The organism is Stenotrophomonas sp. PS02300 (genome assembly GCF_029959395.1).
Taxonomy (GTDB): Bacteria; Pseudomonadota; Gammaproteobacteria; order Xanthomonadales; family Xanthomonadaceae; genus Stenotrophomonas; species Stenotrophomonas maltophilia_AD.
The window spans coordinates 20,335-34,969 of record NZ_JASCOP010000033.1; the positions used below are offsets into that span (position 1 = coordinate 20,335).

The 14,635-nt window shown below is 68.8% G+C and carries 14 protein-coding genes; 10 read left to right on the forward strand and 4 right to left on the reverse strand.

Features of this window, described 5'->3' with window-relative positions; translation table 11 throughout:
• The first annotated feature begins 110 nt into the window (after positions 1-110).
• Positions 111-743 carry a M23 family metallopeptidase gene (locus QMX79_RS08605; RefSeq protein ID WP_282246363.1) on the forward strand — a complete coding sequence of 211 codons (633 nt, stop codon included), beginning with the start codon at positions 111-113 and terminating at the stop codon, positions 741-743.
• Positions 744-760: 17 nt separating this feature from the next.
• Here QMX79_RS08605 and QMX79_RS08610 read toward each other — a convergent pair whose 3' ends face one another.
• Both QMX79_RS08610 and QMX79_RS08615 read right to left on the reverse strand, forming a co-directional pair.
• Complete coding sequence (locus QMX79_RS08610) at positions 761-1,372, reverse strand: DNA-3-methyladenine glycosylase (protein ID WP_282246367.1); 612 nt, start codon at positions 1,370-1,372, stop codon at positions 761-763.
• On the reverse strand, positions 1,372-2,259 hold the full coding sequence (locus tag QMX79_RS08615; protein ID WP_282246369.1) for an RNA polymerase sigma-70 factor: 888 nt from the start codon (positions 2,257-2,259) through the stop codon (positions 1,372-1,374). The genes QMX79_RS08610 and QMX79_RS08615 overlap by 1 nt, the downstream gene beginning before the upstream one ends.
• 115 nt (positions 2,260-2,374) lie before the next feature.
• On the opposite strand from QMX79_RS08615, the gene QMX79_RS08620 reads away from it, so the two are divergent.
• The 6 genes from QMX79_RS08620 to QMX79_RS08645 all read left to right on the forward strand — a co-directional run bounded on the left by QMX79_RS08620 (position 2,375) and on the right by QMX79_RS08645 (position 6,965).
• Entirely contained in the window at positions 2,375-2,638 is a 264-nt protein-coding gene (locus tag QMX79_RS08620) for a transcriptional regulator (protein ID WP_282246370.1), read from the forward strand.
• Positions 2,629-3,663, forward strand: coding sequence for a LysR family transcriptional regulator (locus QMX79_RS08625; protein ID WP_282246371.1), 1,035 nt, complete (start codon positions 2,629-2,631; stop codon positions 3,661-3,663). Before QMX79_RS08620 ends, QMX79_RS08625 begins: the two co-directional genes overlap by 10 nt.
• A gap of 128 nt (positions 3,664-3,791) precedes the next feature.
• Positions 3,792-4,547, forward strand: a complete 756-nt coding sequence (locus tag QMX79_RS08630) for an SDR family oxidoreductase (RefSeq protein ID WP_282246372.1) — start codon at positions 3,792-3,794, stop codon at positions 4,545-4,547.
• Between the two features lie 32 nt (positions 4,548-4,579).
• A complete protein-coding gene (locus tag QMX79_RS08635; RefSeq protein ID WP_282246373.1) occupies positions 4,580-5,086 on the forward strand; it encodes an Ohr family peroxiredoxin in 507 nt (168 codons plus the stop codon).
• Between the two features lie 31 nt (positions 5,087-5,117).
• Complete coding sequence (locus tag QMX79_RS08640) at positions 5,118-6,125, forward strand: bestrophin family ion channel (protein ID WP_282246374.1); 1,008 nt, start codon at positions 5,118-5,120, stop codon at positions 6,123-6,125.
• An 18-nt stretch (positions 6,126-6,143) separates the two neighbouring features.
• Positions 6,144-6,965 carry an NAD(P)H-binding protein gene (locus QMX79_RS08645; protein ID WP_282246375.1) on the forward strand — a complete coding sequence of 274 codons (822 nt, stop codon included), beginning with the start codon at positions 6,144-6,146 and terminating at the stop codon, positions 6,963-6,965.
• Here QMX79_RS08645 and QMX79_RS08650 read toward each other — a convergent pair.
• Complete coding sequence (locus QMX79_RS08650; RefSeq protein WP_282246376.1) at positions 6,924-7,892, reverse strand: helix-turn-helix domain-containing protein; 969 nt, start codon at positions 7,890-7,892, stop codon at positions 6,924-6,926. The genes QMX79_RS08645 and QMX79_RS08650 overlap by 42 nt on opposite strands.
• A 93-nt stretch (positions 7,893-7,985) precedes the next feature.
• On the opposite strand from QMX79_RS08650, the gene QMX79_RS08655 reads away from it, so the two are divergent.
• The 3 genes from QMX79_RS08655 to QMX79_RS08665 all read left to right on the forward strand — a co-directional run bounded on the left by QMX79_RS08655 (position 7,986) and on the right by QMX79_RS08665 (position 14,070).
• Complete coding sequence (locus tag QMX79_RS08655) at positions 7,986-8,672, forward strand: isochorismatase family protein (protein ID WP_282246377.1); 687 nt, start codon at positions 7,986-7,988, stop codon at positions 8,670-8,672.
• Positions 8,673-8,820: 148 nt separating this feature from the next.
• Complete coding sequence (locus tag QMX79_RS08660) at positions 8,821-11,364, forward strand: methyl-accepting chemotaxis protein (protein WP_282246378.1); 2,544 nt, start codon at positions 8,821-8,823, stop codon at positions 11,362-11,364.
• 69 nt (positions 11,365-11,433) lie between these two features.
• Entirely contained in the window at positions 11,434-14,070 is a 2,637-nt protein-coding gene (locus tag QMX79_RS08665; protein WP_282246379.1) for an excinuclease ABC subunit UvrA, read from the forward strand.
• Between the two features lie 31 nt (positions 14,071-14,101).
• Here QMX79_RS08665 and QMX79_RS08670 read toward each other — a convergent pair whose 3' ends face one another.
• Positions 14,102-14,632: a TlpA disulfide reductase family protein gene (locus tag QMX79_RS08670; protein WP_282246380.1), complete on the reverse strand. Its 531-nt coding sequence runs from the start codon at positions 14,630-14,632 to the stop codon at positions 14,102-14,104.
• Positions 14,633-14,635: the final 3 nt, after the last annotated feature.

The following is a 14,635-nucleotide window of genomic DNA, read 5'->3' on the forward strand; positions in this document are numbered from 1 at the left end:
CCTTGGCGGGGAGCGGCGACGGCGCGCCGGTTGCAAGCCGAGTATGTCATGGCGCTGGGCGGGCATCGGCGTGGTGGTGCCGTGTACACGCCATCTGCGATGCTGGGACCATGACGTCACGATCCCCCTCCGAGTTCGACAGCGCCACGGCGGCCACTGCCCGCCCGCGTTCGCGTGCGTTTGCCCTGCGCCGTTGGATCATCTGGTTGGCAGTGCCCGTCCTGCTGGGCATTGCGCTGCTCACGCTGTGGAACAGCGAATGGCTGAAGGCACCGCGCGCCCTGTGGGAGCTGGCGCGCATGCCTGCGCCCACTACCTTGCCGGTGCCGGTGGAAGGCGTGGCGGCACGGCGCATCGCCGACACGTTCGGCGCGCCGCGCGGGCGCGACCGCACACATGCCGGGGTGGACATCTTCGCCAAGCGCGGTACCCCGGTGCGCAGCGCAGCACCAGGCGTGGTGGTGGCGGTGCGCGACAGCGGGCTGGGCGGTCGCCAGGTCTGGGTGGTGGGGCCAGCGCGCGAGCGCTACTACTACGCGCATCTTGAGGATTGGCGCGAGGGGCTGGCCGAAGGCGAGGTGGTCAGCGAAGGCACCGTGCTGGGTTACGTCGGTGACAGTGGCAATGCCGCCGGTACGCCGCCGCACCTGCATTGGGGGATCTACGGCGCCGACGGGGCATATGATCCTCTGCCGCTGCTGAAGGCGCACGGCACGACCACCGGTCGTGCGCTACCCCGGTAGGTAACGACCGTTGGTCGCTACGCCTTTGACCGCCGGCCGGACACGTGCGAATGCCCGCGCACATGCCAGCGCCACGGGAACTCCACGGCGCGGCTGATGCCGATCCGGGGCCCGGCCACCGGATCCTCCGGTGGTGGCGTACCGTCTGACACGATCCGGATGCCGCGGTCATTGCTGACCAGGTCCGCACCGTCCAGTGCCTTGGTGATTCCCATTGCCTGCGACAGCCGCCCGGGGCCGCTGGCCAGCTCGCGGTCGCGGCGGATGGCTGGCCGCGCCTCACGGATCAGGTCCAGTCCCTGCACGGGTTCCAGTGCCCGCAGCAGCACGCCCCAGCCTTGGCCGACCTCACCGCAGACCGCGTTGCTGCCCCAGTGCATGCCGTAGGTGAAGTAGACATAGAGATGGCCGCATTCGCCAAACATGGTGGCCGTACGCGGGGTCATGCCGCGGAACGAATGCGCGGCCGGGTCCTGGTCACCGGCATAGGCCTCCACTTCCACGATGCGACCGGCGCGACCATCGTCGCGGACCAGCAGCTTGTTGAGCAGCTCGGGCGCCACCTCGGTGGGGTGGCGCCGGTAGAAGCTGCGCGGCAGCGTACGCCAGCGCGAAGGAGGCAGGGGCATCAGCGCAGCGCCGGCTGTTGTGCGGCCACGATCCGCGCCAGCTTGTTCGGATTGCGCTGTACCAGGATCTGGGTGATGCGCTCACCATCGGTATCGAACGACATCGCCGAATCCAGGTGTTCGCCAAAGTAGCGCAGCACGCCCAAGCGTCCGTTGATGAACGCGGGCACCATGCGCAGCTCGGCGCGGCGCCGCAGGGTGGGGGCGAACAGGAGCTGGGCGATGCGCGCGCCACCAAGCATCGGCTTGGGGAAGCTGCTGACGAAGCCGCCACCGTCGCCGATCAGCTGCGCGGAGGTATCCATCAGCGCGATCATCGACTTCAGGTCGCCCTTGTCAAGCGCATCGGTAAAAGCCTGCAGCAGTTGCTGGTGGGTGCGGTGCGGCACCGCATGCAACGGGCGTTCTTCGCGCAGGCGGGTACGGGCGCGGTGCACGATCTGCCGGCAGGCGGCTTCGCTCTTGCCCAGGATGCTGGAAATTTCCGGATAGTCGCGGTCGAACACATCGTGCAGCAGGAACGCGGCGCGGGCTTCCGGCGCCAGCCGTTCCAGTACCGCAAGGAAGGCGACGGAGAGATCGCTGGCCGCTTCGTGCAGGCGCTCGGGCGTGCTGGCATCGTCGGTCAGTACCGGCTCGGGCAACCAGATGCCCACATAGTGCTCGCGGCTGCGGCGCGCCATGCGTAGCTCGTCGATGGCGATGCGGGTGGTGGTGGCCACCAGCCAGGCTTCGGCATTCTCGATCGCCTCGCGGTCGGTGCCGTTCCAGCGCAGCCACACCTCCTGCGCGACATCTTCGGCTTCGGCCATCGAGCCCAGCATGCGGTAGGCCACGCCCAGGACGCGCGGGCGCAGCTGGGTGAAGCGGTCGAGGGAGGTATCCATGGCGGCATTCAACACGAGCACGCGCCGCAGGGACAGTGCCGTGAGCAGGACACTGCACCGCATGCGGGTTGGCCGGGACCTGTCACAGCGCGCTGCGCTGGTCCGTCTGCCTTGCATGAGCACCTCATCCACTGCCGATGCCGCAGGCCTGCCACGCCCCGCCGACCAGGTGTGGACCACGTTCCTGTCTGCGCTGGAGGCGCTGCCTGCCAATGCCCGCCTGCTGCTGTTGCTGCATGACGTGGCCGGTGCGTCGATCGAGGAGCTCATGCCGTTGCTGGGGTTGCCTGCTGCTGAATGCAGGCAACGGCTGGAAGCGGCCCACGCCTGCCTGCGCGCACATGCGCGCCACCTTGGAGCGCCGCCCGCATGTCCCTGACTGATCCGGCCACCGCAGACGACGGTGTCGACCCGCTCACCACCGGTTTTTCCGCCAGCTACGCGGGGGTGATGGCGTTCATTGCCGTGGCCCACGAGGGCAGCTTCTCGCGCGCGGCCGACCGGCTCGGCATCGGCCGCTCGGCGGTCAGCCGCAGCGTGCAGAAACTGGAGGGACAGCTGGGCGTGCGGCTGTTCCTGCGTACCACCCGCTCGACCTCGCTGACCCGCGAAGGCGAGCTGTTCCATGATGGCTGCCGACCGGGCGTGGACCGCATCCTGCAGGCCCTGGAGGAGATGCGCGACCTGCGCGACGGGCCGCCCCGTGGGCACCTGCGGGTGAGTGCCACGCATGGCTTCGGGCGCAAGGTGATCGCGCCGTTGCTGTCGGCATTCCGGGCCCATTTCCCGGATGTCACGCTCGAACTGCAGCTGGAGGAGCGCCCCCTGGACCTGGCCGCCGACCGGATCGACGTGGCGTTCCGCGATGGCGTGCTGGAAGACAGCGAGGTCATCGCCAAGCACCTGATCCCCATGCAGCTGCTGGTCTGCGCCGCACCGGACTACGTGGTGCGGCACGGCCTGCCGACCACCGTGGGCGAACTGGCTGCGCATGCCTGCATCAGCCAGCGCCAGGCCAACGGGCGGCTGCAGCCGTGGGAGTTCCGCGTGGAAGGGCGACCGCTGAGCGTGGAACCGGCGTCGGCGCTGGTGTTCAACGACGCCGACCTGGCGCTGCAGGCGGTCCTGCAGGGGCAGGGCCTGGCCCAGCTGCCGAACTACCAGGTGCGCGCCGCGCTGGATGCCGGGTTGGCGGTCAGCTGCCTGGACCAGTACGCCGCCGACGACCGCGGGCACTACCTGTGCTACCTCAGCCGCCGCCAGCTGCCCAAGCGCATCCGCGCGTTCATCGACTTCATCACCAGCGAGGTGCGTGCACTCGACCTGGACGTGGTGACCCATTGGGAAAGCGTGCAGCAGGCCAGTGCACCGGCGCGCGACGTCGATGCCGGCGCGTGGCAATGAACGCCATTGGTGCCTGACAGGCAACAGTGCGCGTCCGCGCGCGGACCTACTGCCGCCGTAGCGGCCTGCCTAGCATCGCCACATGCCCCGGCCACCGGGGTTCCTCCTTCCCCTCCTGGAGCAAGAACATGAAGATCCTGGTCATCGGCGGCACCGGCCGCATTGGCAGCAAGGTGGTCGACCGCCTGCGCGCGGCCGGCCATGACATCGTCATCGCCGCACCTTCCACCGGCATCGACATCATCAGCGGCGACGGCCTGGACGCGGCCATGGCGGGCACCGACGTGGTCATCGACCTGGCCAACTCGCCGTCGTTCGAAGACGCAGCGGTGCTGGCCTTCTTCCAGACCGCCGGGCGCAACATCCTGGCCGCCGAAGCCAAGGCCGGTGTACGCCATCACGTGGCCCTCTCCGTGGTGGGCACCGACAAGCTGGCGGCCAGTGGCTACTTCCGCGGCAAGATCGCGCAGGAGACGCTGATCCGCGAGGCGGGCATCGCCTACACCATCATCCATTCCACCCAGTTCTTCGAATTCCTGCCGGGCATCCTCCAGTCCGCCGGTGAAGCGCTACGCCTGCCCACCGCGCTGGTGCAGCCGATTTCGGCGGACGACGTGGCCGACGCAGTGGCGCGCATTTCGCTGCAGCCTGCCGTCAATGGGGTGGTGGAGATCGCCGGCCCCGAGCGCGCACCGATGGACGAACTGGCACAGCGCTTCCTCGATCGTACCCACGATCCCCGCCAGGTGGTGGGCGACGTACAGGCACCGTACTTCGGTGCGCAACTGCAGCACGACACGCTGGTGCCGGTCGGACAGGCGTGGCTGGGCCGCCAGGGTTTCGATGCCTGGCTGCAGCAGTCCGGGTTGGTCCGCAGCAACTGATTGCCCGTCCGCCCGCACCTCGTGGAAACGCCATGTCCGACCTAAAGCCGCCGTCGCCCGCCGTCCTCGACAAATACCGTGGCGACGAGGTGCGCCCGCTCTACACCGGGCGGGTGCGGGTGAGCGGCGGCGAGACCGGTCACGGGCGCGCCTCGGGCGTGGTCGTCTCCGACGATGGCGTGTTGGCGCTCGACCTGCGCCTGCCGAGTTCGCTGGGCGGGCCAGGCGGCGGCAGCAACCCCGAGCAGCTGTTGGCTGCCGGCTATGCGGCCTGCTTCCACGGCGCGATGAACCTGCTGGCCAGCCGTGCCGGGCTGGCGCTGGTGGACGCCTGCATCGAGGTGGCGGTGACCTTCTCGCGCGACCCGATCGACGGCCTGTACCTGCTGTCGGCCGAGGTGGAAGCGTACCTGCCCGGGTTGGAGGCGGGCGTGGCCGCCGAGCTGGTGCGCAACACCGAACGTGTCTGCCCCTACGCAAAGATGTTCCGCAACGGCATCACCCACGTGGTGAGCGTGATGCCCACCGCCGCCCCCTGAGCGGCGCATCCCCCTGCTGGAGAACACCCTCATGCACGCTGGCCGCTCCTACACTTTCACCGAATTCCTGCTGTGGACCCGCCGCCCGCTGTACCTGTTGATCCTGCTGGATGTGGCGCTGGTGGCGCTGTACCAGCTGGGCGGCCTGCACTGGCTCGCGGTGCCGTGGAACGTGATCTTCATGCTGGGTACCAGCGTGGCGCTGATTGCCGGCTTCAAGAACACCCAGACCTACAACCGGTTGTGGGAAGCGCAGCAGGTATGGGCCTCCATTACGGCGGCGAGCCGCCTGTGGGGCACGATGAGCCGTGACTACGTGGCCCATCCCGAACACACCCGGCGGCTGGTGTACCGCCACCTGGCGTGGCTGACCGCGCTGCGCTACCAGATGCGCGAAACCAAGCCCTGGGAGACCGTGCAGCTGGCGCCGAACATCGAGTACCGCAAGCGCTACGACGTGCCGGAAAAGGTGCGCACGCTGGACACCGAGCTGATCAAGTACGTCACCGCCGAAGAGCGCTCGCGCATCCTGGGTGCTGGCGGCAAGGCCACCGAAGTACTGTCGCTGCAGGGCGCATCGCTGCGCCAGCTGCTGGATGCCGGCGATATACCGCAGGCCAGCTTCGCCGAGCTGCAGCGCGTGCTGCGCGACCTGCACGACCAGCAGGCGCGCAGCGAACGGCTGAAGAACTACCCGTATCCGCGCCAGTACGCGGTGATCAATGTGATCTTCGTACGCATCCTGTGCCTGCTGCTGCCGCTGGGCATGATCGACCTGCTGGCCCCCATGAACGACACGGTGGGTGGGGCGATGGCCGGGCACATGGTGTGGCTGGCGATTCCGCTGAGCGTGCTGGTGTCGTGGATGTATGCCGCGCTGGACCAGGTCGGCGAAAGCAGCGCCAATCCCTTCGAAGGTGGCGCCAATGACATTCCGATCTCGCAGCTGTGCACCTCCATCGAGCTGGACCTGCGCCTGCTGCTGGATGAGCGCGACATTCCGGTGCCGCAGACACCGGCCAGTCCCATCGTGATGTAACCGACCTAGAGCACGTACATGAAGATCGTCGTCATCGGTGGTCACGGGTTGATTGGCAGCCGCGTGGTGGAGCAGTTGGCCATGCAAGGCCACGACGTGCGCGCGGCATCGCGGCGCACCGGCGTGGATGTGGTTGGCGGGCACGGGCTGGATGACGTGCTGGAGGGCGCGGAGGTCGTGGTGGATACGGGCAATGCACCGATCTTCGAAGACCCCGATGTCACCACGTACTTCGAGCGCGCCACCACGCAGCTGCTGGCGGCCTGTGATCGCGCTGGAGTGGCGCACTACGTGGGCCTGTCGGTGGTGGGTACGCCCTACCTGCAGGACAGCGCCTACTTCCGGGCCAAGGCCATCCAGGAGGCGCTGATCCGCCGTGCACCGCTTCCGGCCACCCTGGTGCGTGCCACCCAGTGCTTCGAGTTCATGGCCCAGCTGGTCCCGCCCGTCGCTGCGCGCGACGTGCTGCATCTGGCGCCCGCAAAGGTGCAGCCGGTGGCCGCCGACGATCTCGGCGCCCTGGTCGCACAGGTTGCCACCGCAGCGCCTGGCGGCCACATGGTGCAGATCGCGGGCCCGGAGCGTCATCGCCTGTTCGAACTGGTGGAGTGGGTGATGTACTTCAACCAGGACCAGCGTCCGGTCGTGGCGGATCCCGAGGCGCGCTACTACGGTGCGCTGCTCAAGGACACCACGCTTACGCCCGAGCCCGGCGCGGTGCTGGGCACCACCCGTTTCATCGACTGGCTGGCCAGCCACGTGCCTGGCAACCGGCCGCGCGTCAATCTTCCCGATCCGCTAGGTGACCGCGTGGAACGTACGCCGGTAAGCAGCAGGTGACACGCCAAACGCACGGCTGAAATGACTGCGCAGTGACACCGTGGAGCCGAAGCCTGCGTGCTGGGCCACCCTGTCCAGCGAGCTGTCGCTGGTTTCCAGCAGGCGTTGCGCACGTGCCAGCCTTTGTTCCAGCAGCCATTGGTTGAAGGTGGTGCCGGTGGCGGCGCGGAAATGGCGGGTGAAGGTGCGTCGGCTCATCCGGGCGCGATCGGCCAGCGCATCGATGCCCAGCGGTTCGGCAAGATGGAACGCGGCCCACTCGAGCACGGCTGCCAGCCTGTCGTCGCCGCAGGTCACCGGCAGGGGCTGCTCGATGTACTGCGCCTGCCCACCCTGGCGATGCGGGGCCACCACCATGCGCCGTGCCACGCGGCTGGCAACCTCGGCACCGTGGTCCTGCCGCACCAGGTGCAGGCAACAGTCGATGGCCGCTGCGGTACCTGCGGAGGTCAAAAGCGTGCCGTCTTCCACATAGAGCACGTCGCGCTGCAACTGCACGCACGGATGCAGTGCAGCTACGTCATCCATGAATACCCAGTGGGTAGAGGCACGACGACCGTCCAGCAGACCGGCCTGGGCCAACACCACCGCGCCCAGGCACAGCCCGACCAGCCGCACGCCACGCGTATGGGCATCTCGAAGAGCTTCCAGCAGCGCCGGGGGTGCCGGTTCAGCCGGGTCACGCCAGGCCGGCACCACGATGGTGTCCGCCTCGGCCAGAGCCTCCAGCCCATGCGCGACGCCAAGGGTGAAGCCGGCCGGGGTCTGCAGCGGGCCGGGTTCGGCGGCGCACACGGTCAGGCGGTAACGGGGTGCGCCGAGCCGGGCCAAGTCCTCGCCGAACACCGTGCACGGCACGGCCAGGTGGAAGGGGCTGATCTGCTGGTAGGCGACCACGACGACGTGGTGCGGGTGGGCTGGCAACATGGCCCGATCCTAGCAGGGAATGGCATCTGGGCCACTGTCGGCCGCGCCCGGCGCCCCCAACAATGCCGGCTCATTCCCCAACGGAGTCCCTGCATGAACGCGTTGATCCTTCCTCTGCTCGCCGGCATGAGCCTGGCGTCCCCGGCCACCGCGACGCCTGCCGCCGAGGCGCCCACCCTGCGCGCGCTAAGTGGCGCGCTGCCACCGCAGATGCTGGACGCGGCCAGCACCGCGCTGCTGGTGATCGATTTCCAGAACGAGTACTACAGTGGGCGCCTCCCCATTCCCGATGGCGCTTCCGCGCTGGCCAACGCGCAGGCGCTGGTGCGGATGGCAGACGCCAATGGGATTGCGGTGTATCACGTGCAGCACCTGAACCCGGCGGCCGCACCTGTCTTCGCCGAAGGCACCGACGGTGCCGCCCTGATCGCCGGCATGCAGCCCGGCCCGCGCCACCACTTGGTAATCAAGCGAACGGTCAGCGTTTTCGCCAGTACCAACCTGGATGATCAGCTGAAGGCCCAGGGCATCCGCACCCTGCTCATCAGCGGACTGATGACGCACGCCTGCGTGGCCGGTGCTGCGCGGGATGCGGTGCCGCGGGGGTACGAGGTGATCGTGGCGTCCGATGCGGTCGCCACCCGCAGCATCCAGGCGCTGCCTGGGCAAGGCCCGCTGCCGGCCGAGCTGCTGCACCGCGCGGCATTGACTGAAATCGCCGACGCCTTCGGCAGCGTGATGTCCACCCAGGCGGTGCTGGCCTTGCCGGTGCAGCACTGAGCAATGGCGTGGGCGGCCGTCATCGTACGGTCGCCTGCGCGCGCTACAACGTGTCCACCGCGCAATGCATGGGACAGGGCGTGCAGCCAAGGCTAAAGTCCATGCAGATTCGGCCGATATCGATGCGTCATTCCGCCTGGAGTACGTGATGTCGGCCGTTCCCCGCCGTGTTAGTTCCCTTCCCGCCTGGCGCACGCTGTTGCGTTGGCTGGCATCGCTGCGCCGGCTCAGCGTGGCACGCAAGCTGAAAACCAGCCTGGTGGCCTGTGCAGCGGGCCTGTTGCTGGTGGCCGCCGTCTACGCTTGGACAAGGTACAACAGCGAACGCGCCGCCGACACCTTCGCCACCCATCAGCAGGCGACCAGCCTGATGGCGCTGCTGGGTACCCAGGTGGCCGACGCCCGTCGCCTGCAGACCCGTTACGCGGCGAGCTTCGACGATGCCGACCGCGAGGCACTCCGGAATGCACGCCAACGCCTGCAGGTATCGCTGGAGGCATTGCAGCTTGCCGCTGCCGCCAACGGCAATGCGGCTTCACTGAAAGCCTTGGCTACCCGCATCGGCGAGTTTGCCGAGGGCATCAACGCGCTGAACGCACGTGTGGATGAAATGGGACGGGGCGAGGTCGGGTTGCGCGCGCAGCTGGAGGCCGCCGCCACTGCGATGGAGGCTGAGCTGGCCGCCCTGCAACGGCCCGCACTGGAGGCCCAGTGGCAGGCCATCCGCCGGCAGGAAGCGCTGCTGCTGCTCACCGGCGACTCGACCCATGCCGACCGTGCCAGCGAAGCCAAGCTGCCGTTCGAACTGGCGCTGGCGGCGCCGGGCGTGCCGGCGGCCGCACAGGACACGCTTCGCGCCGCGATGGACAGCTACCAGGGTGCACTGCTTGGCTACACCGCCGCGCGGGTGGGGCTGGATGTGGAAGCGCAGTCGCTGGCCGATACCGCTGCACAGATCGCGCCGTCGCTTGAGCAGGTGCAGCGTGCGCAGGCAACGGCGCTGGAGGCCGCGCGTGGGCACCTGCAGGCACAGGCAAGGGCGATGACGGTGGTGTTCGCGGTCACGCTGCTGCTGGTGGCCGCGTTGCTCATCGCCACGCTGCTGCTGACCCTGCAGGCGGTGCAGCGGCCGATCGCCAACACGTTGCGCTTCGCCGAGGACATCGCCGAGGACCGGCTGGATACGGTGCTGGTCGTGCATAACCCCCACGATGAATTCGGCCAGCTGGCGCAACGCCTGCGACATATGCAGGAACGACTGCGCGGCCGGATCGAGGCCGAGCGGGCCGCCGCGCGCGATAACACCCGTGCGCGCCAAGCGCTGGACAGTGCCCAGACCGGCTTGATGGTGCTGGAGCCGGATGGCCGCATCGGCTTCCTCAACCATGCGCTGTGCAGTGCGCTGGGATGCACGCCCGGGCAGTGGCAGGGCCAACCGGCGCAGGGGCTGCATCCGGTGTTTGCGGGCGTCGCCGCGCAGCTGCAGCGCGGCGATGCCAGCACGCACGAGATCGAGCAGGGCGGAATCCGCTACCAGCTGGTCATCAACCCCATCATTGACCACGGCCAGCTGCTGGGAGCTGCGGTGGAATGGCGCAGCCGCGCGCTGGAAACCACGGTCGAAACCGAAGTGGCCGCGCTGGTGGATGCCGCCGCGCAGGGCCAGCTGCAGGCGCGCATCGCGGTGAACGACAAGCAGGGCTTCGTGCTGACCCTGGCGGTCAGCATCAACCGCCTGCTGGATACCTTCCAGGGCAACCTGGCCGGGCTGCAGGCGCTGCTGTCCGGGCTGGCGCATGGCGACCTGGGCGTGCGCATGCAGGGCGAGTACCAGGGCGTGTTCGCGCAGATGCGCGACGATGCCAACGCCAGCGTGGCGCAGCTGGCCGACATCGTGGCGCGCATCCAGCACGCCACGTCGGCGATCAATGGCGCGGCTGGCGAGATCGTGGCCGGCAACCGTGACCTTGCCGAACGCACGGAACGCCAGGCGGCGCATCTTGAAGAAACCGCGTCCTCGATGGAGGAACTCACTGCCACCGTGCGCGAGAACGCGGAGTCGGCGCAGCAGGCCAACCAGCTGGCGATGGATGCCGCCGCCATTGCCGGGCAGGGCGGCAACGCGGTGGCACAGGTCGTGTCCACGATGCACGACATCGCCGCCTCCTCCCGGCACATCGGCGACATCACCGGGGTGATCGATGGCATCGCCTTCCAGACCAATATCCTTGCTCTCAACGCTGCGGTGGAAGCCGCACGGGCCGGCGAGCAGGGCCGGAGTTTCGCGGTGGTAGCGGGCGAAGTACGCCTGCTGGCCCAGCGCAGCGCCGATGCCGCGCGCCAGATCAAGCAGCTGATCGAGACCTCGGTGGAGACGGTCAACGTCGGTACCCGCCAGGTCGGTGAGGCGGGTGCCACCATGCGCCGTATCGTCGGCAGCGTGGAGCAGGTCACCGCGATCACCGCGAGCATCTCGGCGGCCTCGCAGCAGCAGAGCGTGGGGATCGAGCAGGTAGGCAGGACACTGCTGCAGATGGATCGCAGCACGCAGCAGAACGCGGCGATGGTGGAAGAGGCCTCGGCGTCCGCGCAGGCGATGCAGCGGCAGGCGGCGCTGCTGTCCGAAGCGGTGGCGGCATTCGTGCTGGCGCGGCCTGCGGTAGTGCGCGGGGTTCGTCCTGCGGTCGCGTGAGAGGTTCGTGATTGCGGTGTCTACGTGGGCCGCCCAACGGGCGGCGCCACCGACGGTATGCTTCTCCCCATGAGCACACGTCGAAAAGCACCGTCCCCCGCCCAGATGGGTAACGCATTTGTCCGCGTTCGCGGCGCGCGCGAGCACAACCTGAAGAACGTCGACGTGGACATCCCGCGCGACGCGCTGGTGGTGTTCTCCGGCATCTCCGGTTCCGGCAAGTCCTCGCTGGCGTTCGGTACGCTGTACGCCGAAGCGCAGCGCCGCTATCTGGAGTCGTTGTCGCCGTATGCGCGCCGCCTGATCGACCAGGTGGGCGTGCCCGACGTGGATGCCATCGAAGGCCTGCCGCCGGCGGTGGCGCTGCAGCAGCAGCGCGGCACCGCGAGCGTGCGCTCCAGCGTGGGCAGCGTGACCACGCTGTCCAGCCTGCTGCGCATGCTGTATTCGCGTGCCGGGACGTATCCGGCGAAACAGCCGATGCTCTATGCCGAAGACTTTTCGCCGAACACACCGCAGGGCGCCTGCCCGAACTGCCATGGCCTGGGCCACGTGTATGAAGTGACCGAACAGTCGATGGTGCCCGACCCCTCGCTGAGCATCCGCGAGCGCGCCATCGCCGCGTGGCCGCCGGCGTGGCACGGGCAGAACCAGCGCGACATCCTGGTGACGCTGGGCTACGACGTGGACATTCCCTGGCGCGACCTGCCGAAGAAGCAGCGCGACTGGATCCTGTTCACCGAGGAACAGCCGGTGGCGCCGGTGTACGCCGGCTTCACCCCGGCCGAGACCCGTGCCGCGCTGCGCCGCAAGGAAGAGCCCAGCTACATGGGCACCTTCAGCGGGGCGCGCCGTTATGTGCTGCATACCTTCGCCACCACCCAGAGCGCCATGATGAAGAAGCGCGTGGCGCGCTACATGGTGGGCACGGTCTGTCCGGTCTGCGACGGCAAGCGGCTCAAGCGCGCCGCGTTGTCGGTGACCTTCGCCGGCATGGACATCGGCACGCTGTCCCAGCTGTCGCTGGCGGCCATGGCCGACGCACTGCGGCCGGCAGCGGAGGGCCGCTTCGATGCACCTGCGAAGGGTGCAACGCGCAGCCGCGCTGCCGGCCGCAAGGCCGAACAGCAGCGCGTGGCGAAGGGCGGGCTGCTGCACGGTGGCAGCAGTGACGTGCGCCGCACCCCGGACCTGTCAGAGGAGAAGCGCATCGCCGCCCAGCGCATCGCCCACGATCTGGTGGAACGCATCGGCACGCTCGAAGCGCTGGGGTTGGGCTACCTGTCGATGGACCGCGCCACCCCGACGCTGTCGCCGGGTGAACTGCAGCGGCTGCGCCTGGCCACCCAGATCCGCTCCAGCCTGTTCGGCGTGGTGTACGTGCTGGATGAGCCCACTGCCGGTCTGCATCCGGCCGATGGCGAAGCCCTGTACGACGCCTTGGACCAGCTCAAGGCGGGCGGCAGCACGCTGTTCGTGGTGGAGCACGATCTGGAGATGCTGCGCCGCGCCGATTGGCTGGTGGATGTCGGTCCCGGTGCGGGCCAGCACGGCGGGCAGGTGCTGTACAGCGGCGAGCCCCAGGGGCTGCGCGGCGTCGCCGCCTCGGCCACCGCACCGTACCTGTTCGGCAATCACGACCGCGCCACCCGCAGCCCACGCACGCCTGCCGGCTGGCTGGAGCTGCGCGGCATCCACCGCAACAACCTGCACGGGCTGGATGCGCGCTTCCCACTGGGCACGTTCTGCGCGGTTACCGGTGTCTCCGGCTCGGGCAAGTCCAGCCTGGTCAGCCAGGCGCTGGTGGAGCTGGTGGGTGAGCACCTGGGCCATGAGCCGGTTGCGCCCGAGGCGGACGATGAGCTGCCACAGCCCAGCCGGATCGAGCGCACCCGCGGCCGCCTGCATGCCGGCCACAAGGCAGTCAAGCGCCTGGTGAACGTGGACCAGAAGCCCATCGGGCGTACGCCACGTTCCAACCTGGCCACCTACACCGGCCTGTTCGACCACGTGCGCAAGCTGTTCGCCGGCACCCGCATGGCCAAGGCACGGCGCTACAGCGCCAGCCGTTTCTCCTTCAACGTGGCGCAGGGCCGCTGCGAAACCTGCGAAGGCGAAGGCTTCGTGCACGTGGAGCTGTTGTTCATGCCCAGCGTGTACGCGCCATGCCCGACCTGCCATGGCCAGCGCTACAACGCCAAGACACTGGAAGTGGAATGGAACGGCCGCAGCATCGCGCAGGTATTGGCGATGACGGTGGAAGAGGCGCTGGCGTTCTTTGCCGAAGAACCGGTGGTGCAGCGCCCGCTGCAGCTGCTGCGCGACATCGGGCTGGGCTACCTGCGGCTGGGCCAGCCGGCCACGGAACTGTCCGGTGGCGAGGCGCAGCGGATCAAACTGGCCACCGAGCTGCAGCGCAGCCAGCACGGCAACAGCCTGTACGTGCTCGACGAGCCCACCACCGGCCTGCACCCGGCCGACGTGGACAAGCTGATGGCGCAGCTGCATGGGCTGGTGGATGCGGGCAACACCGTGGTGGTGGTCGAGCACGACCTGCGCGTGGTGGCCGATGCCGACTGGGTGATCGATGTGGGGCCCGGGGCGGGCGAGCAGGGCGGGCAGATCGTGGCCACGGGAACGCCGGAGCAGGTGAGCCGTTCGAAAGACGGCAAGACGGCGACGTACCTGCGGCGATTCTTCGCCTGACCGGGCATCCGTGCCTACCCACGGTAGGCACCTACCGCGTAGGCGCCCCGGCGGTAGGTACCGACCGTTGGTCGGTACTGCCCACCCACCGTTCAACCTCTCCCTCGGCGAACGGCCCCAGCTTCTGCCTGACGATCTTCCCGTCGGCACCCACCAGCACGGTGTAGGGCAGCAACCCCTGCGCATTGCCCAGGCGCACGCTGGCGTCATCGGGTGCAGGCTGCTCGATCACGATCGGGTACTTCACCGGCACGCGGTCAAGAAAATCGCGTACGCCGTCGGTCGTATCGATGGCCAACCCCACCACCTGCACGCCATCGGCCGGCTGTGCGGCGGCGAACGCGGCCAGCATCGGCATCTCTTCCACGCACGGGCCGCACCAGCTCGCCCACACGTTGATCAACAGGGGGCGGCCACCGAAGCGGGCGAAGTCCACCGGCGTGCCGTCCACGTCCGGCAGGGTGATGGCCGGCACCGGATCGCCGGGCCGGGCCGGCACGGCGGCCGGCCGATCCACGGCGGCGAACCTGGGTTCCTGCGGCGCGCGCCCGACGTAGTACACGCC

Excerpts from the sequence above, each read along its gene's own strand:
- QMX79_RS08605 (WP_282246363.1), top strand. The coding sequence starts at position 111 with ATGACGTCACGATCCCCCTCCGAGTTCGACAGCGCCACGGCGGCCACT.
- QMX79_RS08610 (WP_282246367.1), bottom strand. The coding sequence starts at position 1,372 with ATGCCCCTGCCTCCTTCGCGCTGGCGTACGCTGCCGCGCAGCTTCTAC.
- QMX79_RS08615 (WP_282246369.1), bottom strand. The coding sequence starts at position 2,259 with ATGGATACCTCCCTCGACCGCTTCACCCAGCTGCGCCCGCGCGTCCTG.
- QMX79_RS08620 (WP_282246370.1), top strand. The coding sequence starts at position 2,375 with ATGAGCACCTCATCCACTGCCGATGCCGCAGGCCTGCCACGCCCCGCC.
- QMX79_RS08625 (WP_282246371.1), top strand. The coding sequence starts at position 2,629 with ATGTCCCTGACTGATCCGGCCACCGCAGACGACGGTGTCGACCCGCTC.
- QMX79_RS08630 (WP_282246372.1), top strand. The coding sequence starts at position 3,792 with ATGAAGATCCTGGTCATCGGCGGCACCGGCCGCATTGGCAGCAAGGTG.
- QMX79_RS08635 (WP_282246373.1), top strand. The coding sequence starts at position 4,580 with ATGTCCGACCTAAAGCCGCCGTCGCCCGCCGTCCTCGACAAATACCGT.
- QMX79_RS08640 (WP_282246374.1), top strand. The coding sequence starts at position 5,118 with ATGCACGCTGGCCGCTCCTACACTTTCACCGAATTCCTGCTGTGGACC.
- QMX79_RS08645 (WP_282246375.1), top strand. The coding sequence starts at position 6,144 with ATGAAGATCGTCGTCATCGGTGGTCACGGGTTGATTGGCAGCCGCGTG.
- QMX79_RS08650 (WP_282246376.1), bottom strand. The coding sequence starts at position 7,892 with ATGTTGCCAGCCCACCCGCACCACGTCGTCGTGGTCGCCTACCAGCAG.
- QMX79_RS08655 (WP_282246377.1), top strand. The coding sequence starts at position 7,986 with ATGAACGCGTTGATCCTTCCTCTGCTCGCCGGCATGAGCCTGGCGTCC.
- QMX79_RS08660 (WP_282246378.1), top strand. The coding sequence starts at position 8,821 with ATGTCGGCCGTTCCCCGCCGTGTTAGTTCCCTTCCCGCCTGGCGCACG.
- QMX79_RS08665 (WP_282246379.1), top strand. The coding sequence starts at position 11,434 with ATGAGCACACGTCGAAAAGCACCGTCCCCCGCCCAGATGGGTAACGCA.